A 24414-nucleotide genomic window follows, 5' to 3' on the forward strand; every position below is an offset into this window, starting at 1 on the left:
GTAAACGGGCAGAGATAATGGTCAGATTAAAAGGATGACAGATGATCGCCACCGATAACGGCCTGACCCGCCGTCAGGTTTTTTTACTTTTTGCGTTAGTTTTTCTGGTGGCCTACAGTCCCGCCTGGCTGACCCAATACGCCTATACCGATGACTGGACTAATCTCTACTGGGCCAATTTTGACAGGCTCAGTATTTTAAACTGGGACACCCTCTCGGGCAGACCGGTCTATGGCATTATTCAGTACAGCGCCTCATTCCTGGTCGCGAGCATAGAACGCCTGGCACTCCTGCGCGGTGTCGCCATTATTCTGCTTATCTTTACCGGCTATTATCTCTATACCCTTTGCCAGAAATATCAGCTGATGGAAAACCAGGCTCAGCGGATAACTTTTGCGTTATTACTCTGCCTGCTTCCCTCCTTTCAGGTTTATATTGCCTGGGCATCCTGCTTCCCTTACATCGCGGCCATTTTACTGGCAGGTGCCAGCTACCACTTCTCGACTAAACCCGGCGTGACAGGGCGCGTGTCAGCGGTGTGCCTGCTGACCGTTGCCTTTTGTCTCTATCAGCCAGCCGCAATGAGCTTTACCTTTTTTGCCGCGCTGGATCTCTGCCTTTCAGCACGAAAAATTGACAGGAAGCGGGCTGCAATTTCTCTGATCGTACTGGGTGCCGGTATGTTTGCGGCGCTGCTCGCATCAAAGGTCCTCCCGGTCCAGCTTTATGGCCACACGCTGCCGCGCTCCGCCTTCAGCTATGACGTCCCGGCTAAGCTCAGCTGGTTTTTCACGGAATACCTTAAGAACGTGATCTGCAATTTTGACCTCGGCGCAAAGACGGTTTCAGTCATCATCTCGTCGATCATTATCGGTTTTGGGCTGAAGAAAATTAAGACAGTCGGTAACGACAAATTTTATCTGATGTTTATTTTACTGGTTATCGCCGCTCTGCCTAACCTGATTGTCAGTGAGAGCATGGCGGCCTACCGGACGCTTATTGCCGGTGCGCTGATGACTACCAGCGCCTTTATTCTGGGTCTGTTTGAACTCAGTAAAAAGCTGAAGTGGAAAAAGACATTCTATGCCCTGCTGGTTATCGCGGCGGCCTCACTGTCGATCAGTCATCTTATCAACGGTTATTCCGTACCTGCCCGCAAGGAGTTTGCCCTGCTCGAACGGGCAATCACGCAGCAGGTGCCAAAAGCGTTCAACGGGGCGCTCTACTATCGCCTGACCGGGGAGTATTTACCGAAAGTCGCTACGCTGCGGAAATATGATGATTTTGGCGGACTGGGCCTGAGCATGTCATGGACCTTTGCCGGGATGGCCCATTTTATCCGCGAGAAAAATGGCATGGCCTATACCCTACCCGAAAATCCGGTTATCACGGATGAAGGGCATTGCCCGGGTGACTGTCTGATTATCGATTCCCGTCAGGTTCTGCGTCAGACACCGTAATCGGCATGAAGGCGGCCAGGCCGCCTTCATGCTTGCAGATGCGCTTCAGGAGGATTTGTTGTTGCCCTTCTGCAGCGCCTCTTTCATCTGTCCCAGCAGCTCACGCCGGAAATCGCCCAGCCGGGGCTTATCCTGCTCCAGCCAGGGCAGCGGACGGCAAAGCTCCATCGCTTTCACACCCAGACGTGCGGTCAGTAAACCGGCACCAATGCCCTGTGCGGCACGCGTTGAGAGCCGGGCGGCGATATCCTGCGACATCCAGTCCATCCCCACTTCCCGCACCAGCTCTGACGCCCCGGCAAAAGCCATGTTAAGCAGCACCAGACGGAACAGGCGGATACGGCTGAAATAACCCAGTTCGATGCCGTAGATGGCAGCGATGCGGTTGACCAGCCGCAGATTGCGCCAGGCGATAAACGCCATATCGACCAGCGCCAGCGGGCTGACCGCAATCATCAGGGTGGACTCGGCTGCATGGCGACTGATTTCACGCCGCGCCTGGCGATCCAGCACCGGCTGCACCAGCTGCGCATACAGACGGACAATCTCACTGTCGTTTTGGGTTTCATGCAGGGACGCGTGCCAGCGCTGCAAAGCCGGATGCGCCTGGTCCAGTTCCGCCTGCTGCGCCAGCTTTTCACAGAAGGCCCGGCCTTTGCCGATGCCATGACTGTGCAGCAGTTCACGACCGACATCGCGCTCTTCAGCGCGCTGACGCAGCTGATAGAGACGACGCCACTCCGTGGTCAGGGCACCCACCCCCGCCAGGACGATCAGGCCACCAGCTACACCGCTGCCCAGTGAGAACCAGTCGCGGGCCAGCCAGGCGTCATGGGTCCACTGCACGCCCTGAGCAATGACGCTGACGCCAAACAGCAGTGCGCCTGCAGTCACCAGTTTACGCCACAGGCTGCGCTTCGGTTTCAGCGCGGCCTCCACTGCCCGTTCGCCTGCGCCCTCCTCTTCAACGGCAACATCTTCATCCTGTACCGCCAGAAAGGCGGCATCGGCCTCTGCATCAAAGGCGTGTGCCGGGCGCAGTGGCGTGGCGCGGCTCTCCTCCAGCGGACGGGCAAAATCGATACGCGGCTTCAGCGGATCACTCATCGCAATTTATCTCCCAACAAAAATTCCAGCGCGGCATCCATGCGGATATGAGGCAGCGGACGATCGACGTCGAGCTGCTGCGGGCGGAATTGTTCAAACTGAAAACCCTGCTGCTGCCAGAAGGCATTGCCGGGCAGACGCGGCGGAACGTCGCCAGGATAGACGGTCAGCGGCTCGCCATTATCCAGCCGGTTGCCGCGCAGTGCCGGGATCTTTTCGCCACGGTGATCGACCAGCCCGCTCTGCGTCGCCTGAACCGAAGCCAGTCCGATGCATTCCATCGTGATCCCTTCAAACGCCGCGTTCTGCCAGGCATCCTGCACCAGCTGCTGCAACAGCGAAACCATATTGCCATGCTGATCGCTGGTGATGTGATCGGCCTTGGTGGCAGCAAACAGCAATTTATCAATTACCGGCGAGAAGAGCCGGCGAAACAGCGTGCGCTGGCCGTAATGAAAACTCTGCATCAGCTGTGTCAGGGCCAGACGCATGTCGTTAAACGCCTGCGGCCCGCTGTTCAGCGGTTGCAGGCAGTCAACCAGAACAATCTGGCGGTCGAAACGCAGAAAATGGTTCTTATAGAAGCCTTTCACGACATGCTGACAGTAGTAGTTAAACCGCTGCTGTAACATGCCGAAGTTACTGCCCTTGTCCGCCTGCGCCAGCTTCGTCAGCCGGGCCTCATCGGTGGTCGGCCAGGGGAAGAACTGCAGCGCAGGCGCGCCCGCCATATCACCGGGCAGGACAAAGCGGCCAGGCTGGATAAAGTGTAAGCCTTCGGCTTTACAGCGGTGCAGATAGTCGGTCCAGGCGGCGGCGATTTCTGCCAGCCGGGTTTCATCGGCGGGTGCCAGCGGGTCCAGGTTCTCGCAGAGGGCGCGCCACGGCGCGGCCCACTCCGCGCGGTCGCCCTGCAACAGTCCGTTCATCTGCCGGGACCAGGCGAGGTAGTCCTGCGCCAGCATCGGCAGATCCAGCAGCCACTCACCGGGATAATCAACAATTTCCAGATAGAGGGTCGCGGTCTCTTTCAGGTGGCGCAGCAGGGAATCGCTGGGACGGTAACGCAGCGCCAGACGCATTTCGCTGACGCCACGGGTGGGCACAGGCCAGGCGGGTGGCGTGCCGTAGAGCTGTGCCAGCCCTTCGTCGTAGGTAAAGCGTGCGGTGCCCATATCGCGCTGCGGCACCCGCTTGACACCTAACAGACGCTCATCCCGCACAACGGAAAACAGCGGCAAACGAGCGCCGCTGTGAACGGTTAACAGCTGGTTAACCAGAGAAGTGATAAAGGCGGTTTTACCGCTGCGGCTTAATCCGGTGACCGCCAGACGAAGATGGCGATCGACGCCGCGGTTCATTAACGCCAGTAGTTCAGTTTGCAGTCTTTTCATCTTTCTCCCTGATGAAGCGCGACGCAACCCGATTCATCACCCGCTTCAGCAGTGGCTCCAGCGCCACGGCCAGCAGCAGACGTAACGGGCGTCGCGCTACCGATTTCACCGCCCAGCCCGTCACACCGGCCGGACCATAGGTAACAGCATTGATAATGATGAATCTGGCCGCCGACTTCAATGCAGGTGCCGCGCGGTGACGGAACATTGTGGATCGCGAAAAAGACATAACACCTCCATTGCGTGTACGAACGGGCCTGAAACGGCCCGGTACAGGCGGTTTCAGATCTGGCGGAAGCGACTGCGTACGCTGAACGTTTCAGACGTTACGTAGCGTTCCACATCGCGCACGCTACGTTCATCACGCTGCAGTGCGCTTTCCAGCTGGTCCAGCAGTTCGCTGGCGCTGGGCGGGCGTTCCCCTTCTGCGGCCGAGGCAGGCTTCTCATCCAGCACAAACCCCAGCACAAAGTAGGCGATAATCGTAAAAACAAACAGACCAAAGAACAGGGATAACACCACGATGATCCGCAGCAGGCGAACCGGGATGTCGAGATACTCGGCCAGCCCTGCACAGACCCCCATCAGCTTTCCTTCGTCTGGCTTACGCCATAACTTACGGCCTTTCATCATGGCTGCCTCCAGTTAGGATGCTCGGCGTCCAGAATCGCTTCCAGCGCGTCAATCCGTTCGCGCATCCGTTGCGCATCCTGGGTCACACGCTGCAGGCGCTGAAGTTCGCTTTGCGACAGTTCCGAACCGCCGTTGCGTTTGTTGCTGTAATGCAGCCATAACCAGATGGGTGCCACGAACAGCACGAAAATCGTCAGCGGTATGGCGAGAAAAAGTGCGCTCATTGACTCTCCTTAATCACTTTTTGCAACGTCGAAAGTTACTCACTGCGGTTCATTTTGGCTTTCAGCGCATTAAGCTGCTGGCTGATCTCATCGTCCGCTTTCAGATCGGTAAACTGCTGGTCCAGGGTTTTGGTTTTACCAAAGCCGTGACTTTCCGCTTCCGCTTCCATGTGATCAATACGGCGTTCAAAGGATTCAAAACGCGCCATCGCTTCATCGATTTTACCGCTGTCCAGCTGACGACGCACATCACGTGACGACGACGCCGCCTGATGACGCAGCGTTAAGGCCTGCTGACGGGCGCGCGTTTCGCTCAGCTTTTTCTCCAGCTCGCCAATTTCGCCCTTCATGCGTTCCAGCGTCTCTTCAACATGAGTGACTTCCTGCTTCAGCGAGGCGATAAGGTCGGTCAGCTTCTGTTTTTCAATCAGCGCAGCGCGGGCCAGGTCGTCTTTATCTTTGCGCAGCGCCAGCTCCGCTTTTTCCTGCCACTCCGCCTGCTGAATCTCCGCCTGCTCAATGCGACGGGACAGCTGTTTCTTCTCTGCCAGCGCCCGCGCAGAGGTAGAACGCACTTCGACTAAGGTGTCTTCCATTTCCTGAATCATCAGCCGCACCAGTTTCTGTGGATCTTCCGCACGCTCCAGCAGCGAATTGATATTGGCATTCACGATGTCGGCGAAACGAGAAAAAATACCCATAATGATGTTCCTCTTTTAAAAGTCTTAAACAGTGTTGCCCTGCCTGATTAATACAAGATGCGTGCCAATTTTACATCTAATTGATTTTAATCATCTTTTAAATTTTACACCCTCTCCCGGCTGCTTTAAGATAGTCAAAATGATTAACGGGTAGCGAAATTCATCATGACCGGAACTAATGATAATCTTCTCGGTGAGTCGAACAATTTTCTGGAGGTGCTGGAGCAGGTTTCTAAACTCGCCCCCCTAGAGAAACCCGTTCTGGTGATTGGCGAGCGCGGCACCGGTAAAGAGCTGATCGCCAGCCGGTTACACTATCTTTCCGACCGCTGGCAGGGGCCGTTCATCTCGCTTAACTGCGCCGCCCTTAACGAGAATCTGCTGGATTCGGAACTGTTCGGGCATGAGGCGGGCGCGTTTACCGGCGCGCAGAAGCGTCATCTCGGGCGTTTTGAACGGGCCGATGGCGGTACACTGTTTCTGGATGAGCTGGCAACCGCACCCATGCTGGTGCAGGAGAAACTGCTGCGGGTGATTGAGTATGGTCAGCTGGAGCGGGTCGGCGGCAACCACTCCCTGCAGGTCAATGTACGTCTGGTCTGCGCCACCAACGAAGATCTCCCTGCGCTGGCGGCAGCGGGCAAATTCCGCGCCGATCTGCTGGATCGTCTGGCTTTCGATGTGGTGCAGTTGCCGCCACTGCGTGAACGCCGCAGCGATATTCTGGTGATGGCCGGACATTTCGCCATCCAGATGTGCCGGGAGCTGGGGCTGTTACTCTTTCCTGGCTTCACGGCCCGCGCGCAGCAGACGCTGCTCGATTACCACTGGCCCGGCAACGTGCGTGAACTGAAAAATGTGGTGGAGCGCTCGGTCTACCGGCATAACAGCAGCGAGCAGCCGCTGGATAACATCATCATTAATCCCTTTGCTTCGCGCCAGCAACCGGTCGCCAGAATGCCGTTAAACCCGGCTGCGGATAGCGCTGCGCTGCCCGGACTGCCGCTCGATCTGCGACAGTGGCAAAACCAGCAGGAGCGGGATCTGGTGGAGGCGAGTCTGCAACAGGCACGCTACAACCAGCGCCGCGCTGCCGGTCTGCTCGGCGTCACCTACCACCAATTGCGCGCAATGATGAAAAAGCACGATATCAAAGCCGAGAACTGATCCGCCTGCTGCACGGCTGATTGTTGCACCGGGGTAAAGCCGGGTTCACTATCCTGCTTTCTTACCCACCCAGGCTGCTTCAGGCAAAAAAAAAGCCCGCCATCAGGCGGGCAACAATACTGGAAGCAATGTGAGCAATGTCGTGCTCCTCTTCGGCAGAGCCACCGTCGAAGTGCATATGAATAATAATCATTCTTATTATCATCTGTAAAGGTGTAATTGAGAATATTTCTCATTACCCCACCTTCTGTGCTCCCTTTTGCCCCGCAGAGGATGAAAATCAGGCTGACAGCGGTTGCAGGTTTTGGGACAACGCCCGCTTTGCGATACACTCTGTTCAATGCCTCAAAATCGTTGAGTTCTATGTCAAAACTACTAAGTTCGCTGTTGCTCAGCCTCAGCGTGTTGAGTGCCCCTGCATGGTCAGCACCGGCGGGTGATATCCGCCAGTCCGGCTTTGTCTACTGCGTCAGCGGCACGCTGAACACCTTTAATCCGCAGATGGCCAGCAGCGGGCTGACGGTGGATACCCTGGCGGCTCAGCTTTATGACCGTCTGCTGGATGTCGACCCGTATACCTACCGGCTGAAACCCGATCTGGCCTCCAGCTGGGAAGTGCGCGATAACGGCGCGACCTACCGCTTTCACCTGCGGAGTGGCGTCGCCTTCCAGCAGACGAATCAGTTCCGCCCCACCCGCACCCTCAATGCTGACGATGTGGTCTTCAGCTTCGCCCGCATGTTTGATCGCCATCACCCGTGGCATAACGTGAATGGCGGCAACTACCCCTACTTTGACAGCCTTCAGTTCGCCGATTCTGTTCAGAGCGTGAAGAAGATCGATAACCGGACGGTCGAGTTCCGGCTCAACAGCCCGGACGCGTCGTTCCTGTGGCACATGGCGACGCACTATGCGCCGATCCTCTCGAAAGAGTATGCTGACCAGCTGACGGCGCAGGGGCATCAGGAGGAGCTGGACCGGCAGCCGGTGGGCACCGGCCCTTATCAGCTCAGCGAATATCGCACCGGCCAGTACATTCGTCTGGCGCGCAATCCGCATTACTGGAAAGGCGTGCCCCGTCTGCAACAGGCGGTCATCGATCTCGGTTCTGGCGGCACCGGACGACTCTCTAAACTGTTAACCGGTGAGTGTGACGTGCTGGCCTACCCGGCCGCCAGTCAGCTCAGTATCCTGCGCGATGACCCGCGTCTGCGGATGACGCTGCGCCCTGGCATGAACATCGCCTATCTGGCCTTCAATACCCGCAAGCCGCCGCTGGACCGGCCTGAGGTGCGGCATGCGCTGGCGCTGGCGATCAATAACGAACGCCTGATGGAGTCCATCTATTACGGAACGGCCGAAACGGCCGCGTCGATATTACCGCGCGCCTCCTGGGCGTATGACAATGATGCGCGCATTACTGGCTATGACCCGGCGAAGTCACGCGAAGCGCTGGCCGCGCTGGGCATCAGCGATCTGCATCTGCGGCTGGTGGTGCCCGCAGCGTCGCAATCCTGGAATCCCAGCCCGCTGAAAACGGCTGAACTGTTGCAGGCGGATCTGGCCCAGGTGGGTGTCCGGCTGACGATTGTGCCGGTGGAGGGGCGCTTCCAGGAGGCGCAGCTGATGGCGATGAATCACGATCTGACCCTCTCTGGCTGGGCCACAGACAGTAATGACCCGGACAGCTTCTTCCGTCCGCTGCTCAGCTGCGCGGCAATTCGCTCCCAGACCAATTACGCGCACTGGTGCTCACCCGCCTTTGATGAAACGCTGCAGAATGCCCTGCTGTCGCAGCAGCTCTCTGGCCGCATCGACAGTTATGACAAAGCGCAGCAGATTCTGGCGCAGGAGCTGCCGGTGCTGCCGCTGGCCTCCTCGCTGCGTCTGCAGGCATTCCGCCATGATATTAAAGGGCTGGTGCTGAGTCCGTTTGGCAACGCCTCGTTTGCCGGGGTTTATCGTGAAAGCGATAAGGAAAAGTAAGTGATTATCTATCTTCTGCGGCGCCTGCTGCTGCTGGTCATTACCCTGTTTCTGCTGTCGCTGGTGAGCTTCAGCCTGAGCTACTTTACCCCCAACGCCCCGCTGGAAGGCGCTGCGCTTTCGGACGCCTGGTGGTTCTGGTTTAAAGGAATGCTGCAGTTCGACTTTGGCGTCTCCAGCACCAACGGTCAGGAGATTGGCCTGCAGCTGCGCGAGGTGTTCCCGGCGACGATGGAGCTCTGCATCCTGGCATTTCTGTTCGCGCTGCTGGTGGGGATCCCGCTGGGGATCTGCGCCGGCGTGATGCGCAATAAATGGCAGGATAAAACCATCAGTGCGCTGGCGCTGTTCGGCTTCTCCGCGCCGATTTTCTGGCTGGCGCTGCTGTTCACGCTTTTCTTCTCGCTGACGCTCGGCTGGCTGCCGGTGTCGGGTCGCCACGATCTGCTCTACCCGGTGCAGAATATCACGGGCTTTGCGCTGATCGATGCCTGGCTGAGTCCTTCGCCCTGGCGTCACGAGATGATCATCAGCGCGCTGACCCACCTGATTCTGCCGGTGCTGGTGCTGGCGATGGCCCCCACCACAGAGGTGATCCGCCTGCTGCGCAACAGCACCAGCGACGTGATGGATAAAAATTATATTAAAGCAGCCGCTACCCGGGGGCTGTCGCGCTTTACGGTGATCCGGCGGCACGTGCTGCATAACGCCCTGCCGCCGGTCATCCCGCGTCTGGGGCTGCAGTTTTCCACCATGCTGACGCTGGCGATGATTACCGAGATGGTGTTCAACTGGCCCGGACTCGGCCGCTGGCTGATCAATGCGATTCGTCAGCAGGATTATGCGGCTATCTCCGCCGGGGTGATGGTGATTGGCGGGCTGGTGATCCTGGTCAACGTCATCTCTGATGTGATTGGCGCGGCAATGAATCCGCTGAAACATAAGGAATGGTATGCCCTTAGATAATATCTATGCCGAGAAACGCCTGCCCAGCGCGTTTCGTCAGAGCTGGCACCATTTCTACGGCAATCCGATTTCGATGGTCGGGCTGTATGGCTTTGGCGCCCTGCTGCTGCTCTGCCTGTTCGGCGGGCTGATCGCGCCTTACGGCATCGATCAGCAGTTCCTGGGGTATCAGCTGCTGCCGCCGTCGTGGTCACGCTATGGCGACGTCTCCTTTTTCCTCGGCACCGACGATCTTGGGCGGGATGTGCTGAGCCGCCTGCTGAGCGGTGCAGGCCCGACGGTAGGGTCAGCGATGCTGGTCACGCTGTTCGCCACGCTGGGCGCCCTGATACTGGGCGTGCTGGCCGGCATGACCCACGGCATCCGCTCGGCGGTAATGAACCATGTACTGGATACGCTGCTCTCTATTCCTTCGCTGCTGCTGGCGATCATTGTCGTGGCTTTTCTCGGGCCGCGACTGGAGCATGCGCTGCTGGCGGTCTGGCTGGCGCTGATGCCTCGCCTGGTGCGTGAGATATACAGCGCGGTGCATGATGAGCTGGAAAAAGAGTATGTGGTCGCCGCGCGTCTGGACGGGGCCAGCGGCCGCAACATCCTGCGCTACGCCATTATGCCGAACATTCTGCCGCTGCTGATCACGGAGATCACCCGTGCGCTGTCGATGGCGATTCTGGACATTGCCGCACTCGGCTTTCTCGACCTGGGCGCGCAGCTGCCCTCACCCGAGTGGGGGGCGATGCTGGGCGACTCGCTGGAGCTGATCTACGTGGCCCCCTGGACCGTGATGCTGCCGGGTGTGGCGCTGATGGTCAGCGTATTAATTGTTAACCTGCTCGGTGACGGCATCCGTCGCGCCGTCGAAGCGGGAGTGGAATAGATGCCGTTACTCGATATCCGTAATCTCACCATCGAATTTATGACCGCTGACGGACCGGTCAAAGCGGTGGACCGCGTAAACCTGACGCTGGGCGAAGGGGAAATCCGCGGTCTGGTCGGGGAGTCCGGCTCAGGCAAAAGTCTGGTGGCAAAGGCCATCTGCGGCGTAACCAATGACAACTGGCGCGTGACCGCAGACCGTATGGTGTTTGATGATGTGGATCTGCTGCGCCTGACGCCGCGCGAGCGCCGCCGTATTATCGGGCATAACGTCTCGATGATTTTTCAGGAGCCGCAATCCTGTCTCGATCCCTCTGAAAGTATCGGTCGTCAGCTGATGCAGGTGATCCCGCGCTGGACGTATAAAGGGCCGTGGCTGAAACGCTTCTGGTTCTGGCGCAAAACCCGTGCCATCGAGCTGCTGCATCGCGTCGGTATTAAAGACCACAAAGATATCATGCGCAGCTTCCCCTATGAGCTGACCGAAGGCGAGTGCCAGAAAGTGATGATCGCCATTGCGCTGGCGAATCAGCCGCGTCTGCTGATCGCGGATGAACCGACCAACGCCATGGAGCCGACCACGCAGGCGCAGATTTTCCGCCTGCTTAGCCGCCTGAATCAGAATAACAACACCACCATTCTGCTGATCAGTCATGACCTGCGCACCATGAGCCAGTGGGCGGATCGGATTAACGTGATGTACTGCGGCCAGACGGTGGAAACCGCGCAGAGCGACGATCTGATGAGCACACCGCATCACCCCTATACCCAGGCGCTGATTCGGGCGATGCCCGATTTCGGGCGTGCGCTGCCGCACAAGAGTCGTCTCAACACCCTCTCCGGGGCGATCCCTTCGCTGGAGAGCCTGCCGATAGGTTGCCGGCTGGGGCCGCGTTGTCCTTACGCCCAGCGCAAATGTATTGAAACGCCGAGGCTGACCGGCAGTAAAACGCATCTTTATGCCTGCCATTTCCCGCTCAATATGGAGGGCCAGTAACATGGAAACCCTGCTGGAAGTGCGCAACCTGAGTAAAACGTTTCGCTATCGCACCGGTTTGTTCCGCCGTCAGCATGTCGAGGCGGTGAAATCGGTGAGCTTTACCCTGCGTGAAAGGCAGACGCTGGCCATCATCGGCGAGAACGGGTCAGGCAAATCCACCCTGGCGAAGATGCTTAGCGGCATGGTCGCGCCGACGGAGGGTGAGATTCTGATTGACGATCATCCGCTGACCTTTGGCGATTATGGCTACCGCAGTCAGCGCATCCGCATGATTTTTCAGGACCCCTCCACTTCCCTGAATCCGCGTCAGCGCATCAGTCAGATTCTTGATTTTCCGCTGCGGCTCAACACCGATCTCAATGCGGAAGCGCGCGAGAAGCGCATCATCGCAACCCTGCGGCAGGTGGGATTACTGCGCGATCACGCCGGCTATTATCCCCATATGCTGGCACCCGGTCAGAAGCAGCGTCTGGGTCTGGCCCGTGCGCTGATCCTGCAGCCCAAAGTGATCGTGGCCGATGAAGCGCTGGCCTCGCTGGATATGACCATGCGCTCCCAACTGGTGAATCTGATGCTGGAGCTGCAGGAAAAACATGGTATCTCCTACATTTATGTGACGCAGCATCTGGGCATGATGAAACATATCAGCGACAAGGTACTGGTGATGCATCAGGGCGAAGTGGTCGAGCGCGGCGGCACCGCGGATGTGCTGGCCTCGCCGCTGCACGATCTGACCCGACGCCTGATCAGCAGCCACTTCGGCGAAGCGCTGAGTGCCGAAGCCTGGCGACGCGAACGCTGATTTTGCTGCCCGTCGCGGAAATTGCGGGCCGGTTTACCTGATTTATGAGAGACGTGCTAGAATCCGCACGTCGATTAACGTCGGTCGCTTACTTTTTAATCATGCGGCCGCCAACAACAATGACCATAAGGATTACAGCTATGGGTTTTCTTTCCGGTAAGCGCATTCTGATTACTGGCGTTGCCAGTAAACTTTCCATCGCCTACGGTATTGCACAGGCGATGCACAAACAGGGCGCAGAACTGGCTTTCACCTACCAGAACGACAAGTTAAAAGGTCGTGTGGAAGAGTTTGCTAAAGATTTGGGTTCAGACATCGTGCTGCCATGTGACGTCGCAGAAGATGAGAGCATCAAATCTCTGTTCACTGAACTGGCAAAAACCTGGCCGAAATTTGACGGTTTCGTTCACTCTATCGGCTTCGCGCCTGGCGACCAGCTGGATGGCGACTATGTGAACGCCGTTACCCGCGAAGGCTTTAAAATCGCGCATGACATCAGTGCTTACAGCTTCGTTGCGATGGCGAAAGAGTGCCGTGAGATGCTGAATCCAGGCTCCGGTCTGCTGACCCTCTCTTACCTGGGTGCTGAGCGCGCGATCCCGAACTACAACGTGATGGGTCTGGCGAAAGCGTCCCTGGAAGCGAACGTGCGTTATATGGCAAACGCCATGGGCCCGGAAGGCGTGCGTGTTAACGCCGTCTCTGCAGGTCCAATCCGCACCCTGGCCGCCTCAGGCATCAAAGATTTCCGTAAGATGCTGGCGCATTGCGAAGCGGTTACCCCGATTCGCCGTACCGTCACCATCGAAGATGTCGGCAACTCTGCCGCGTTCCTCTGCTCTGATCTGGCAGGCGGCATCACCGGTGAAGTCGTTCACGTTGATGGCGGCTTCAGCATCGCCGCGATGAACGAACTGGAACTGAAATAAGTTCCCTGAGGGCGAGCCTGGCTCGCCCTCTTTTTTTGCCCCCGCCCCGCCTCACTCCCTGATTTTTCTGCCGTTATAGCGTAACGCTATTAATTATCACCGATCATTCTTTTGCCCCGGCCCGGCCATCAGCGACGATAAGCCTGCCCTTCGGTTTATGCACATTTTCAGATTCTGCCGCCTGCATACCGAACCCGAATCTGCAAAAGGATTGATCATGGAACAACGCCGCTATCCGGGCCATAACCACTGGTTTTACGAGAGCCAGACCAGTCCACGAACCTCTCAGGCCGCGCCGCTGGTGCCCGAGGCCGCCCATATCGATGACCGTTTTCTGCTGGGCTGCCACGCCGATCACGCCGGGATGCACTCTCTGTTGCGCTCGCAGCAGCCCGCCCTGCTGGCTGCACGCGATCTGGCGCAGCTGCTGTTTCCCGATCGGGTGACCACGTCGCTCACCCATACGTTAACGCTCTACGACCGCCTCAGCACCGCGCTGACCGTCGCGCAGGTGGCGGGGATCCAGCGGTTGTGTAACCACTACTCTGCCCGCCTGAATCCGCTGCCCGGCCCCGACTCTTCACGCGAAAGTAACAACCGCCTGACCCAGATCACGCAGTACGCCCGTCAGCTGGCGATGCAGCCTGAGCTGATCAACGGCAGCGCCATTACCGCACTGGATGGGGTTGGCCTGACCGAGCCCGATATCGTGACGCTGAATCAGGTGATCGGGTTTGTCAGTTATCAGGCGCGGGTGGTGGCGGGCTTACAGGCACTGCAGGCTCAGCCGGTTCGCTGGCTGCCCGGCAGTACCGCGCCCCCCGATGCAGAGGCAACCGGCTTCGATCAGCCCGCCCGCTGGCAGCCGGTGCTGAAGCCGCTGGAGCTGCGTTATGCCAGCGCGGAGCAGCTCGCAGCAATTACCCGTTGCCAGTCACTGCCGGGTATGCAGGAGGCAGTCTGGGTGCTGGCACACGATCCTGCGGCGTTATATGGCTGGGCGCAGCTGCGTCAGCACCTCTCTGACGATCAGGCTCTGCCAGAGGCGGTCGCCGCCCGCATCCTCGGCAGTCGCTGGCTTTTCCGGCTGCTGAACGGTCAGGCGGGTCTGATTGAAGGGGTCGATGATGCCGGATCACGCGGCGCAGAACAGCAGATTATTGCACTGGCGGCGCAGCTGACCCGCTCACCGGAGCGCTTCAGCGCGGCCCATCTGCAACCCCTCATGGAAGCGGGCTGGGAGAATGATGCGCTGTTCGCACTGATTCAGCGTGTCGCGATAGGCAACTGGAACAGTCGCCTCTTTTACGCGCTGGGCGAAGCGCAGTAATCGTAAAAAGTGAGAGCCTGCCGCCGGTTACATCGGCAGCCGCGCGCGCGCTTCATCGAAAAAGTGCTGGGCCAGCGGGGTGGCACGGCCAGGCTCGGCGATAACCAGCGCCGCCTGACGTGCCATGGGTGGCAGCGTGATGGCGCGCTGCTGCAGCCCCTGAAGTGAAGCGGGCAACAGATGCCCCACTGGTGACACCAGCAGCCCCAGCCCGACCTGGGCACACTGCATCAACTGCATGACGGAAGCGCTCTCGACGATCACCCGTGGCACCAGCCCCGCCTCACGAAAGGCCATGTCGAGATAACGGCGAAAATAGCGGGTCGGCTCCGCCAGGCAGAGCGGCTGTTGCGCCAGATCCGACAGCGCCAGCGGCGTATCACCCACCAGCGCCGGGAAATGGTCAGGATGGAACACCGCTTCAACGCCGCGGTCCGCCAGCAGCTCGGTCTGAAAATGGAGTTCGCGCAGGGTCGCCATCTCAAAAAAGCCGATGCCGACATCCACGGTGTGACTGTTAAGCGCATCCAGCAGCTGATCAGCACTCAGCACCGCAATGCGGTAGTCGAGCTGCGGATATCTCTCCTGGACCACTTTCAGCAGCAGCGGCAGGGCCATGCTGCACTGCGGAACCACTCCCACCCGCAGCGTGCCGTTTACCCCATGTTTCAGTGATTCGACTTCCAGCTTCAGCCCCTGATACACCGAAACGATTTCCCGCGCCCATGCCAGCACGCGATCGCCCTCTGGCGTAAATCCGGCGAAGTTATTACTGCGGTTAATCAGCGGCAGGCCCAGCTCTCGCTCCAGATTTTTCAGGCGCATAGAGAGTGTTGGCTGTGTAACGAAACTGGCTTCCGCGGCGCGCCCGAAATGGCGTTCGCGCTCCAGGTTGCACAGGTAAATCAGTTGTTTAATGTCGATTTTAATTACCAATCAATTAGTCAGGTGTTAATTAAATCTCCATTTAGTGTTACGTACTACGCGATGTACTAAATGAAATTTCACCTCAGATTTCTTTTCTTCTCACATCATACTATGCCTGTTGCAGGTGGGCTTCAAATTGTGGGTCGGTTTGACTTTAACACTGACAGAACTTCAGCTGTAACCTTACCCAACACGATGATGCCCTGTAGTCCATGAACCTGTATCGTCTCGCCATCAGTAATTCCCTTTTGATAAGTACTGCATTGATAAACAGCAGTATCGATAGATGGATCTAATCAAGGCGAATCAGCAGGCATAATTGTAAAGCTGCGGCTGGTGCTGAATTTATGTTCTACAGCACGGGCGCTGCCTCGTTTCACATGGCGAACATACATAACGTGCTCACGCTTTGCTATTGCCATATTCATCATATCTATTGGCCCGGAACACTGTATGGTGCGGCTGTCAGCGAATGCTGATACTGAGATTTTTCCTTTTTGTGCCAATTCATGCCTGCGTAACGCGGGCTTTTTTGCGCTCTGATTTCGCTGGATAAACAACCATTAAAACCGAGACGTAAGAGGTAAATTTTTTCTACGGCCTGGCGATACCTGGCCCGGTCGGCGGGCTTTTATAAGGTAGAGATATTTTGAATTAAGGTATTGTATGACTTAATAGGATAATGTTGTTGCTGATTTGCAGAACGGGAAAGTTTATGAGGATGAAGAAAATGCTGGGCTTGTTCAAAAAAGATAAATCGGATAATTATGTGGAATCAGTCCTTAACATTCCTTCTTCGTCCGAAAAATGGCTTCCGGTTTTACAGGTTGCTGTAGGAGGCTTAACTGAAGTTGGCTTTTCCCATCAACAAAATCATTTATTGTTAGTCGTATCATCCTCTGGGCGCAGTGTATATAACTGTATTAATGGTGAAAAGCTTGCCAGAGAATACGATGAATATTCAGACTGGTATTCTCCCTTAAGTCTTTCCTGTAAAGGGATTGGCCCTTTGTCTCATGAAGACATCTCGATTTGCGGTTTATGCGGTGGCGGTTTACCAATGTATAACCGTTATGGCGAAAGTTTAGTCCGCGTAGCTCCGGAATGGCCTATTGAATTACTAATATGGTGTCCGATAAACAAAGATGCTTTAGCGACTGGTCATCAGGATGGTTGTATCACACTTGCCAGGGACTATTTCATTTGCGCCGGGTTTTCATGGGATGGTGAGTTTATAGTTTCTGCTACAAGTAGTGATTTTACAGTTTGGTGTAGAAAATAATGCTCTTCTTCGTGTAAATAACCTTCAACGCCCTACCTTTTCAAATGTTGCAGTCAGCTCATGCTGATTGCCATTTTTATTTAGTGACCATGATCGGCACACATACAGTCTTTGGAATCCAGTATCAGATGGCGTCTAGCAGAATGCCTCAACAGCCATAGCCATTCGCACTTTCAGTAATGCTTCGGCCTGTTTGGCTATGTCAGGGCGTATGCACTTAGCATCATCGAAGCCTGTTAATGACCTATTGACACAGGTTATTATGATGGGCATTTGCAAAGTTGTGCTGGAGACTTCCAATTGGTCTGCAAATAAGACAAGGAGTGTATGATATGCCTGTTATCCCGCATGAAGTGGAGATGCAGCAGCCTGAGAACCAGCGTGAATATTTCAGGGAGAGATTGCAACATTACAGGAACGTCTCTCTACATTACCCTCGCGACACTGACGCGATCTATCAGAAGGAGGAAGGTAAGTGATCATCCTTTTCATTCCCTCCCTTATCAGCCTGCTTGTCTCTAAAGCCGAGGAGAAAGGCTCTCCTTTGACTAAAGAGGAGGTGTTGGCTATTCGTGATAATGCCACGGCTATTGTCACGGATGCTGAAGGAGTTTTAGCTGTGGCTGAGCGTCGTGGGTATCAGGATATCGACCCGGAACATTGTTGGGAGGAATGGCTGGACTTTAATAAGCAGGCTTGAGGTTCACAACATGGGGCCGATGAGTTTTCTAAGGTGAGCGGCCCCGGCTTATCAGATTTTACTCAGCAACTGCCGGGCCATCAGCTTGCCGTCTTTACCGGCCGCCGGAAAATGGCGTTCAGCGCCAGGCAGATCAGGCCGAACCCCACCAGCAGCAGAAAGTCGTAGCTGAGCAGCCTGTAGAGCCCTATTCCGGCTATGCCGCCCGCCAGGAATGCGAGCAGCGTCAGCACATGCAGCCGCAGCCGGCTCAGGTAGAGCGGTGCCTCTTTCGGGGAGATTTTACGCCGCAGCACCTCAAACAGCATCGCCAGCTCAATCCCGATATCGGTCGCCGTGCCGGAGACATGGGTAGTACGGACGCGGGCGTCCGAAATCCGTGTGACCACCGCATTCTGCAGCCCCATCAGAAAACTGAGGCTCAGGATTAACACCACGCCAGGCGACAGCGGCGGAAAGTGATTTTCAATCACCCCCAGTACCATCAGCGCAGCGCCTTCAGCCAGGATGACAAAGGCATAAATAGTGCGGATGTTTCTGCGGCGACCGGAATTGATAACCAGGGTGGAGAGCGCCGACCCGGCGATGAAGAGGATGACGATGGCGAGAAAAAAGAGGCCGGTTCCCGGATTCGCTTTTGCCAGATGATCGGAGAGCAGCGAGACATTGCCGGTCATGTTGGCAGAAAAGAAACCGACAATCTCAAAGGCGGCGGTGTTCAGCGCCCCCGCAGCGGCCGCCAGCGTACAGGCCAGACGGGTGTCGGCGCTGTGGCTGCGGGCACTTTCTGTACTGATTAGCATGACCACCACATATTCAGAGGAAAGCCTTATCATCCGCCGATTCCCGGCCGGCGACAAGGCGCTGAATCAAACTCTCCCGGCGCACTGACCTCAGGGCAATCTGCCCGGATAACATGCCTTACCGGCAGCAGGTTTCGCGCGGCACTGGCGCCGCGCGGAACCGCCGGTTAATGGCTGGCGAGACGGAACGTGGATACCGACTGCGTCAGGTACTGCACCTGCTCTTCCAGCGAGGCGGAGGCTGCTGCAGACTCCTGCACCAGCGCCGAGTTCTGCTGCGTCACGCTGTCCATCTCGGTCACGGCCTGTTCAATCTGACCGATACCGCGACTCTGTTCATCTGAAGCGGTAGAGATATGCTCCATCAGCAGGTTAACCTGGCTCACTGAGGAGATAATCGCGCTCATCGCCTCACCCGTGCGGCTGACCTGATCAGAACCGGCGTGAATGATGGCGACCGATTCGGCAATCAGGCTCTCAATCTCTTTAGCGGCCGTGGCGCTGCGCTGCGCCAGGTTCCGGACTTCGCCCGCCACCACCGCAAAACCGCGACCCTGCTCCCCGGCACGGGCCGCTTCCACCGCTGCGTTCAGCGCCAGAATATTGGTCTGGAAAGCGATGCTGTCGATAACGGTCGTGATCTCTTCAATCTTCTTCGAGCTGGCGTTAATCAGCCCCATTGAAACCACCACTTCCTGCGACACTTTCTCACCGCTTTCGGCATTTTTCACCGCTTCACTGGTCAGGCGGCAGGCTTCAAAGACGTTTTCGGTGTTCTGTTTCACCGTTGCGCCCAGCTGCTCCATGCTGGCGGCGGTCTCGGTCAGCGCGGCAGCCTGCTGCTCGGTGCGTGAGGCGAGATCGATGTTGCCCGCAGCAATTTCCTGTGACGCGGTGGAGACGGAGCGGGTCGAGTCACGAACCTGCAGAATGATAGAGGTCAGCGCGCTGCGCATCTGCTCCAGCGAGCCCATCAGCAGCTGAATTTCACTGCGGGAGTTCGCCCTGACCGGGACGCTGCTGTCCAGCACGCCCGCCGCAATCAGCCTGCAGTGTTCCTGCGCATCGTTCAGCGGAGAGAGCACGTAGCGCTTCATGAAGATGTAGATCGCGATGATGATGGCAAAAAAGAGCACGCCAAACAGTCCCAGCAGGGTAATGCCGGTGGTGAAATGACTCTGCGCATCACTGTTGAGTTTTCTGGCGTAAGTTTCATGCTGCGCCAGCACCCGATCCAGAATGATTTCATACTGGCGATCCAGACGCACCACGGTGGCAATCTGGTTTTTGAATCGCAGCTGGTCGTGCGCTTCTGCTGCCTCAATTAACGGCTGCAGGCCCCGCTGGCGATAGGCCTGATAGGCCTGACGATAGGCTTCCGCTTCAGCCTCTTCGCCCGGCAGACGCGGCGCGTTCATATAGGCTTCAAACGCCGCATCCGCCTTACCGGCAACGGTGCGAACGCTGTCCAGCGTGGCCGGGTTATTCGCCTCACTGCCCTCAATCGACTTCATGTACTCCATCAGGCGGACACGCAGCGTACGGCTGTGGTTGATAGGGTCGATCACCGACAGCACAACGCGGATCTCTTTGTTAACCGCATTCAGGGAGTGATTGCTCTGAACAAGCAGCCAGGTACTGATTGCCACGCTGGTAAGAAACAGCGCCAGCAGGAAAGAAAAAATAATCAGGGAGGACTTTTTTAACGACATCGCTACGTTCCGGAAATTGGGAGGATGAGTGGCTATATCGGCAAAAAAAAGCAGCCCATTAGGGCTGAACTTTTTTTAGTTACAATAAGCGGAGCGGCAGCGTGCAGCCTTTCTCCCCCTTTCCGGCAGACCGCCCGCTGATGACCCGAAACAGGCTGTCGCTAAGCCACGCCGAGCGCCCGCTTTACCTCACTGGCGACTTTCTCAACCTGAGGCCCGTAAATCACCTGAACATCATGCTCGCTGACGCGATTGACGCCGTTGGCACCGGTGCTCATCAGCGTCTGATCCACCACCTGATTCATCTCTCTGACCCGGACCCGCAGTCGGGTAAAGCAGCAATCGACATCCTCGATATTGGCCTGCCCACCCAGCCCGCTGATAATCACCTGGGTGCGCTCATCCGCCGCGACCTGCTGCGGTTTCTCCTCTTCCGATTCCCGGCCCGGCGTTTCGACATGCATCCGGGTGATCACCAGCCGGAAAGCGTAGTAGTAGAGCGGCGCATAGACGGCCCCCAGCGCCAGTGTCCACCACCAGTGCGTTTTCGCCCCGCCCAGCATGCCGAACACCACCAGGTCGATGATGCCGCCCTGCACATTGCCAATCATCAGGTGCAGCATCGACATCAGCATGAAGGAGAGACCGGTCAGGAAGGCGTGCAGGAGATAGAGTACCGGCGAGACAAAAATAAAGCAGAACTCGAGCGGTTCCGTAATACCGGTCGTGAATGAGGTCAGCGCGCCCGCCATCACCAGCGCTTTGACCCGCTGTTTATGCTCTGGCCGTGCGGTGTGATAGATCGCCAGGGCAGCGGCGGGCAGGCCAAACATCATGACCGGAATTTTACCCTGCGCCAGAAACTGCGTGGCGGTGCGCAGCGTCGCATCCGGGATCGACCCCGGGTGGGTCAGAGACGCGTTGAAGATGTTGAGCGCACCGACAATGGTCTGGCCATCCACCACCGCCATACCGCCGATCGGGGTGAAGCGAACGGTTTCGTTGAGGATATGGTGCAGGCCGGTGGGGATCAGAATGCGTTCAAATGCCCCCAGCAGGAACGCGCCATACTGACCACTTTTGCCGATCATCGCGCCGATCCAGGCGATCCCCTGGCCGATGGTCGGCCAGACCAGCGCCAGCAGCACCCCCACCAGCGGCAGGCAGACGACGGTGACGATCGGCACAAAACGCCGCCCGCCAAAAAAGCTGATCGCAGTAGGCAGTTGCTGGGTGTAAAAGCGGTTGTGCAGCGCGACCGTTATCAGCCCGGCAATCACCCCACCCAGCACGCTCATGTTGTAGGTAAAGACCCCCAGCATGCTGATATATTCCGCCGAGGTCATCATCGCCGTCGTCTGATCCATCCCCGCCTGCTGCAGAGCGGCCGGTGTGGTGGTGGCGGCCGTGATCCCTTTGGCCGCCAGGGTAGCGCTGATGCCGACATTCATCACGATGTAGCCAATCACCGCAGCAAACGCGGCGGTGGGCTTCTCCGCTTTTGCCAGCCCGATAGCACTCGCCACGGCAAAGAAGAGCGGCAGGTTTGTAAACAGCGCACCGGCGATCTTGCGGATAAAGCCGATGATGACCTGCGGCACCGCCATCTGGACGAACGCCTCACCGGTCACCGCCGGGTTCTGCATCGCCGCCGCCAGCCCGAGAAAGATCCCTGCGGCGGCGATCACCGAGATTGGCATCATTAGCGCTTTGCCGAACGCGTGGATCTGGCTGGTCAGCTGTTTCATGGTGTCGCGCCCTCTCTGATGATAAATAGCAAGTATTAGCCCGTTATAGAGAGAACTCCCGTTATCAGCGCGTTAAAACTGGGTAAAATCTGACCAGCTTCACACTTCTGGCCGATGCACGATAAACGCCAGCTATCGCACCATTATGTCAATCAATTAGACAAGGTATGACGATAATTGCACACTCCCCTTCACCATCAGGCTATAACCTGATAACAATCATCAAACAATTATTCCTACTATAAAAAGCCTGCACTCAATATGAAATTTAAACGCCAAATCAAACCCTACCGCGCGGCTGCGGGCGGCTGGGGTTCACTGGAAGCCACCACGCGTTTCGTTCTTGACAGCAAAGCGGCACTGAAAAATATGCGCAACCTGATGCGCATGAACAAAGCCCGCGGTTTTGACTGTCCGGGCTGCGCCTGGGGCGATGACAATAAAAGTACCTTCAGCTTCTGCGAAAACGGCGCCAAAGCGGTGACCTGGGAAGCGACACGTCGTGTGGTTGATACCGACTTTTTCGCCCGGCATAGCGTAACCACCCTCTACACCCAGAGTGACTACTTCCTGGAATATCAGGGTCGTCTGACGCATCCGCTGCGCTACAACGCCGAAACTGACCACTATGAGCCAATCAGCTGGGACGACGCCTTTGCGCTGATCGCGCAGCACATTAAGGCGATGGACAATCCGGATCAGATGGAGCTTTACACCTCCGGTCGCGCCAGCAATGAAGCCTCCTGGCTCTATCAGCTGTTTGGTCGCCTGGTAGGCACCAATAACTTTCCTGACTGCTCCAATATGTGTCACGAAGCCAGCGGCACCGGGCTGAAGCGCAGCATTGGCGTCGGGAAAGGCACCATTCGTCTGGACGATTTTGACCATGCGGATGCGATTTTTGTCTTTGGTCAGAACCCCGGCACCAACCATCCGCGCATGCTGCACAGCCTGCGTCACGCTGCCGACCACGGCGCAAAAATCGTGACCTTTAACACCCTGCGCGAACGCGGTCTGGAGCGCTTTGCCGATCCACAGAAACCGCTGGAAGTGGTGACCTCTAAAGCCGGCACCATCAGCTCCTCCTACTACCAGCCGAATCTGGGCGGAGATATGGCTGCCGTGCGCGGCATGGTGAAATCCCTGCTGGAAACCCACCGTGCCCGTCTGGCGGCAGGTGAAAGCGGCCTGTTCGATCAGACCTTTATCAATGCCAAAACCAACGGCATTGAGGCCTACCTCGACGCCGTAGACAACACCAGCTGGATGCAGATTGTGGCGCAGTCGGGCCTGACGCAGGCGCAAATCCGTGAAGCAGCGGCCATCTATCAGAGCGCTGACCGGGTGATCTGCACCTGGGCGATGGGGATCACCCAGCACAAGCATTCGGTAGACACGGTGCGTGAAATCACCAACCTGCAGCTGCTGTTTGGCCAGCTGGGCAAAAAAGGCGCAGGTCTCTGCCCGGTGCGCGGTCACAGTAACGTGCAGGGCAACCGGACGATGGGCATTGATGAGAAACCGACGCAGGCGTTCCTGGATGCGCTGGGCAACCATTTCGGTTTCGAGCCACCGCGTGCCGCGGGCCACAACACCGTTGAAGCGCTGAATGCCATGCTGCGTGATGAAGTCAAAGTGCTGATTGCGCTGGGTGGCAACCTGGCCGCGGCGGCGCCCGATTCACCGCGCACGGAAGAGGCGTTATCGCGCTGTGGTCTGACCGTACACATCAGCACCAAGCTGAACCGCAGCCACCTGGTGCCGGGTCATGAAGGGCTGATTCTGCCGACGCTGGGCCGCACGGAACGTGACCGCCAGGCAACCGGCAATCAGTTTATTACCGTCGAAGACTCGTTCAGCATGGTGCACGCCTCCGAAGGGATCGGCATTCCGCTGGCGGAGACGCAGCGCTCTGAAACGGCCATCGTCGCCGGGATCGCGCAGGCGGTGCTGGGTGATGACAAAGTGAAGTGGCGCGACCTGGCGGGTGACTACAACCTGATCCGCGATCATATCGCCGCGACCATTCCGGGCTTTGCCGACTTTAACGCGAAATGCGATATCCCTGGCGGGTTCTACCTGGGCAATGCCGCTGCAGAGTTACGCTTCAATACGCCGAGCCAGAAAGCGGAATTTAATGCGTCGATGCTGCCGGACTCACTGTTCCCGGCGCTGGATCAGGCGGTGCCGTTCACCCTGCAGACCCTGCGTTCACACGACCAGTACAACACCACCATCTACGGCCTCGATGACCGTTATCGTGGCGTGTTTGGTCAGCGCGAAGTGGTGTTTATCAATCCGGACGATATGGCGGATCTGGGCTTTACCGAAGGCCAGAATGTCGATATCGAAACGCTGTGGAATGATGGCATCATCCGTCGCGTCAGCGGTTTCAAACTGGTTCCTTATAATATTCCGCGCGGAAATCTGGCGGCCTACTATCCGGAAACCAACCCGCTGGTGCCGCTGAACAGCTTTGGTGATGGCAGCGGTACACCGACCTCCAAATCGGTGCCCGTGAAGCTGGAACTCTCCCTGGCACAGGCCGATCAGCGCATCGCCTGATCCCCTGTCAGCCCCTCTGAAAAGCCGGTTCGTCCGGCTTTTTGCCTTGCCGCGCGGCGTCGATTCGCGTAAAACTGTCAGCCGCATTCAGGCCACGAAACG

General features: G+C 57.3%; 23 protein-coding genes. 13 read left to right on the forward strand and 10 right to left on the reverse strand.

The window, feature by feature from the left end; all coding sequences use genetic code 11:
- The first annotated feature begins 41 nt into the window (after nt 1–41).
- Nucleotides 42–1460: a hypothetical protein gene (locus FJW00_RS19365; RefSeq protein WP_140925448.1), complete on the forward strand. Its 1419-nt coding sequence runs from the start codon at nt 42–44 to the stop codon at nt 1458–1460.
- 45 nt (nt 1461–1505) lie between these two features.
- Here the strand turns inward: FJW00_RS19365 and FJW00_RS19370 are convergent, their stop codons facing one another.
- Genes FJW00_RS19370 through pspA form a run of 6 tightly spaced genes read right to left on the reverse strand, consistent with a single transcriptional unit; the run spans nt 1506 to nt 5519 of the window.
- Complete coding sequence (locus FJW00_RS19370) at nt 1506–2567, reverse strand: YcjF family protein (RefSeq protein WP_046101895.1); 1062 nt, start codon at nt 2565–2567, stop codon at nt 1506–1508.
- A complete protein-coding gene (locus FJW00_RS19375; protein ID WP_009090026.1) occupies nt 2564–3961 on the reverse strand; it encodes a YcjX family GTP-binding protein in 1398 nt (465 codons plus the stop codon). The genes FJW00_RS19370 and FJW00_RS19375 overlap by 4 nt, the downstream gene beginning before the upstream one ends.
- Entirely contained in the window at nt 3942–4190 is a 249-nt protein-coding gene (gene pspD, locus FJW00_RS19380; RefSeq protein ID WP_009090024.1) for a phage shock protein PspD, read from the reverse strand. The genes FJW00_RS19375 and pspD overlap by 20 nt, the downstream gene beginning before the upstream one ends.
- A gap of 53 nt (nt 4191–4243) precedes the next feature.
- Complete coding sequence (gene pspC / locus FJW00_RS19385) at nt 4244–4594, reverse strand: envelope stress response membrane protein PspC (RefSeq protein WP_009090023.1); 351 nt, start codon at nt 4592–4594, stop codon at nt 4244–4246.
- A complete protein-coding gene (gene pspB / locus FJW00_RS19390) occupies nt 4591–4818 on the reverse strand; it encodes an envelope stress response membrane protein PspB (RefSeq protein WP_009090021.1) in 228 nt (75 codons plus the stop codon). The genes pspC and pspB overlap by 4 nt, the downstream gene beginning before the upstream one ends.
- A 35-nt stretch (nt 4819–4853) precedes the next feature.
- Entirely contained in the window at nt 4854–5519 is a 666-nt protein-coding gene (pspA, locus tag FJW00_RS19395; RefSeq protein WP_009090020.1) for a phage shock protein PspA, read from the reverse strand.
- A gap of 165 nt (nt 5520–5684) precedes the next feature.
- On the opposite strand from pspA, the gene pspF reads away from it, so the two are divergent.
- The 8 genes from pspF to FJW00_RS19435 all read left to right on the forward strand — a co-directional run bounded on the left by pspF (nt 5685) and on the right by FJW00_RS19435 (nt 14575).
- Complete coding sequence (gene pspF / locus FJW00_RS19400) at nt 5685–6686, forward strand: phage shock protein operon transcriptional activator (RefSeq protein WP_046101896.1); 1002 nt, start codon at nt 5685–5687, stop codon at nt 6684–6686.
- Nucleotides 6687–7049: 363 nt separating this feature from the next.
- On the forward strand, nt 7050–8672 hold the full coding sequence (gene sapA, locus FJW00_RS19405) for an ABC transporter substrate-binding protein SapA (protein WP_009090014.1): 1623 nt from the start codon (nt 7050–7052) through the stop codon (nt 8670–8672).
- A complete protein-coding gene (gene sapB, locus FJW00_RS19410) occupies nt 8673–9638 on the forward strand; it encodes a putrescine export ABC transporter permease SapB (RefSeq protein ID WP_009090012.1) in 966 nt (321 codons plus the stop codon).
- Nucleotides 9625–10515 carry a putrescine export ABC transporter permease SapC gene (gene sapC / locus FJW00_RS19415; protein WP_009090011.1) on the forward strand — a complete coding sequence of 297 codons (891 nt, stop codon included), beginning with the start codon at nt 9625–9627 and terminating at the stop codon, nt 10513–10515. The genes sapB and sapC overlap by 14 nt, the downstream gene beginning before the upstream one ends.
- Entirely contained in the window at nt 10516–11511 is a 996-nt protein-coding gene (sapD, locus tag FJW00_RS19420) for a putrescine export ABC transporter ATP-binding protein SapD (protein ID WP_009090009.1), read from the forward strand.
- Nucleotide 11512: 1 nt separating this feature from the next.
- Nucleotides 11513–12316: a putrescine export ABC transporter ATP-binding protein SapF gene (gene sapF, locus FJW00_RS19425; RefSeq protein WP_009090008.1), complete on the forward strand. Its 804-nt coding sequence runs from the start codon at nt 11513–11515 to the stop codon at nt 12314–12316.
- Between the two features lie 140 nt (nt 12317–12456).
- Nucleotides 12457–13245, forward strand: coding sequence for an enoyl-ACP reductase FabI (gene fabI / locus FJW00_RS19430; RefSeq protein WP_009090006.1), 789 nt, complete (start codon nt 12457–12459; stop codon nt 13243–13245).
- A gap of 217 nt (nt 13246–13462) precedes the next feature.
- A complete protein-coding gene (locus FJW00_RS19435) occupies nt 13463–14575 on the forward strand; it encodes a CMD domain-containing protein (protein ID WP_140925449.1) in 1113 nt (370 codons plus the stop codon).
- A 27-nt stretch (nt 14576–14602) separates the two neighbouring features.
- Here FJW00_RS19435 and FJW00_RS19440 read toward each other — a convergent pair whose 3' ends face one another.
- Nucleotides 14603–15499 (reverse strand): LysR family transcriptional regulator, encoded by an 897-nt coding sequence (locus FJW00_RS19440; RefSeq protein WP_033736237.1) that lies wholly within the window; start codon nt 15497–15499, stop codon nt 14603–14605.
- Between the two features lie 724 nt (nt 15500–16223).
- Here FJW00_RS19440 and FJW00_RS19445 point away from each other — a divergent pair.
- The 3 genes from FJW00_RS19445 to FJW00_RS19460 all read left to right on the forward strand — a co-directional run bounded on the left by FJW00_RS19445 (nt 16224) and on the right by FJW00_RS19460 (nt 17484).
- Nucleotides 16224–16784: a hypothetical protein gene (locus FJW00_RS19445; protein ID WP_258317053.1), complete on the forward strand. Its 561-nt coding sequence runs from the start codon at nt 16224–16226 to the stop codon at nt 16782–16784.
- A gap of 332 nt (nt 16785–17116) precedes the next feature.
- The gene (locus tag FJW00_RS19455) at nt 17117–17263 is read left to right on the forward strand and encodes a DNA polymerase III subunit theta (RefSeq protein WP_140925450.1); all 147 of its coding nucleotides are present in this window, start codon (nt 17117–17119) and stop codon (nt 17261–17263) included.
- Nucleotides 17260–17484: a hypothetical protein gene (locus FJW00_RS19460; RefSeq protein WP_140925451.1), complete on the forward strand. Its 225-nt coding sequence runs from the start codon at nt 17260–17262 to the stop codon at nt 17482–17484. Before FJW00_RS19455 ends, FJW00_RS19460 begins: the two co-directional genes overlap by 4 nt.
- A gap of 80 nt (nt 17485–17564) precedes the next feature.
- On the opposite strand, the gene FJW00_RS19465 is transcribed toward FJW00_RS19460, so the two are convergent.
- The 3 genes from FJW00_RS19465 to FJW00_RS19475 form a co-directional block, all read right to left on the reverse strand.
- Nucleotides 17565–18287 (reverse strand): YoaK family protein, encoded by a 723-nt coding sequence (locus FJW00_RS19465; RefSeq protein WP_111207622.1) that lies wholly within the window; start codon nt 18285–18287, stop codon nt 17565–17567.
- A gap of 167 nt (nt 18288–18454) precedes the next feature.
- Entirely contained in the window at nt 18455–19999 is a 1545-nt protein-coding gene (locus tag FJW00_RS19470; RefSeq protein WP_140925452.1) for a methyl-accepting chemotaxis protein, read from the reverse strand.
- 161 nt (nt 20000–20160) lie between these two features.
- Complete coding sequence (locus FJW00_RS19475) at nt 20161–21747, reverse strand: PTS transporter subunit EIIC (RefSeq protein ID WP_058957880.1); 1587 nt, start codon at nt 21745–21747, stop codon at nt 20161–20163.
- 261 nt (nt 21748–22008) lie between these two features.
- Between FJW00_RS19475 and FJW00_RS19480 the strand changes: the two genes are divergently transcribed.
- Nucleotides 22009–24312 (forward strand): FdhF/YdeP family oxidoreductase, encoded by a 2304-nt coding sequence (locus FJW00_RS19480; protein WP_140925453.1) that lies wholly within the window; start codon nt 22009–22011, stop codon nt 24310–24312.
- Nucleotides 24313–24414: the final 102 nt, after the last annotated feature.

This window comes from Pantoea anthophila, assembly GCF_006494375.1.
Lineage (GTDB): Bacteria > Pseudomonadota > Gammaproteobacteria > Enterobacterales > Enterobacteriaceae > Pantoea > Pantoea anthophila.

Coding starts and splice junctions, on each gene's coding strand:
- FJW00_RS19365 (WP_140925448.1), top strand. CDS start 42: ATGATCGCCACCGATAACGGCCTGACCCGCCGTCAGGTTTTTTTACTT.
- FJW00_RS19370 (WP_046101895.1), bottom strand. CDS start 2,567: ATGAGTGATCCGCTGAAGCCGCGTATCGATTTTGCCCGTCCGCTGGAG.
- FJW00_RS19375 (WP_009090026.1), bottom strand. CDS start 3,961: ATGAAAAGACTGCAAACTGAACTACTGGCGTTAATGAACCGCGGCGTC.
- pspD (WP_009090024.1), bottom strand. CDS start 4,190: ATGTCTTTTTCGCGATCCACAATGTTCCGTCACCGCGCGGCACCTGCA.
- pspC (WP_009090023.1), bottom strand. CDS start 4,594: ATGATGAAAGGCCGTAAGTTATGGCGTAAGCCAGACGAAGGAAAGCTG.
- pspB (WP_009090021.1), bottom strand. CDS start 4,818: ATGAGCGCACTTTTTCTCGCCATACCGCTGACGATTTTCGTGCTGTTC.
- pspA (WP_009090020.1), bottom strand. CDS start 5,519: ATGGGTATTTTTTCTCGTTTCGCCGACATCGTGAATGCCAATATCAAT.
- pspF (WP_046101896.1), top strand. CDS start 5,685: ATGACCGGAACTAATGATAATCTTCTCGGTGAGTCGAACAATTTTCTG.
- sapA (WP_009090014.1), top strand. CDS start 7,050: ATGTCAAAACTACTAAGTTCGCTGTTGCTCAGCCTCAGCGTGTTGAGT.
- sapC (WP_009090011.1), top strand. CDS start 9,625: ATGCCCTTAGATAATATCTATGCCGAGAAACGCCTGCCCAGCGCGTTT.
- sapD (WP_009090009.1), top strand. CDS start 10,516: ATGCCGTTACTCGATATCCGTAATCTCACCATCGAATTTATGACCGCT.
- sapF (WP_009090008.1), top strand. CDS start 11,513: ATGGAAACCCTGCTGGAAGTGCGCAACCTGAGTAAAACGTTTCGCTAT.
- fabI (WP_009090006.1), top strand. CDS start 12,457: ATGGGTTTTCTTTCCGGTAAGCGCATTCTGATTACTGGCGTTGCCAGT.
- FJW00_RS19435 (WP_140925449.1), top strand. CDS start 13,463: ATGGAACAACGCCGCTATCCGGGCCATAACCACTGGTTTTACGAGAGC.
- FJW00_RS19445 (WP_258317053.1), top strand. CDS start 16,224: ATGAAGAAAATGCTGGGCTTGTTCAAAAAAGATAAATCGGATAATTAT.
- FJW00_RS19455 (WP_140925450.1), top strand. CDS start 17,117: ATGCCTGTTATCCCGCATGAAGTGGAGATGCAGCAGCCTGAGAACCAG.
- FJW00_RS19465 (WP_111207622.1), bottom strand. CDS start 18,287: ATGCTAATCAGTACAGAAAGTGCCCGCAGCCACAGCGCCGACACCCGT.
- FJW00_RS19470 (WP_140925452.1), bottom strand. CDS start 19,999: ATGTCGTTAAAAAAGTCCTCCCTGATTATTTTTTCTTTCCTGCTGGCG.
- FJW00_RS19475 (WP_058957880.1), bottom strand. CDS start 21,747: ATGAAACAGCTGACCAGCCAGATCCACGCGTTCGGCAAAGCGCTAATG.
- FJW00_RS19480 (WP_140925453.1), top strand. CDS start 22,009: ATGAAATTTAAACGCCAAATCAAACCCTACCGCGCGGCTGCGGGCGGC.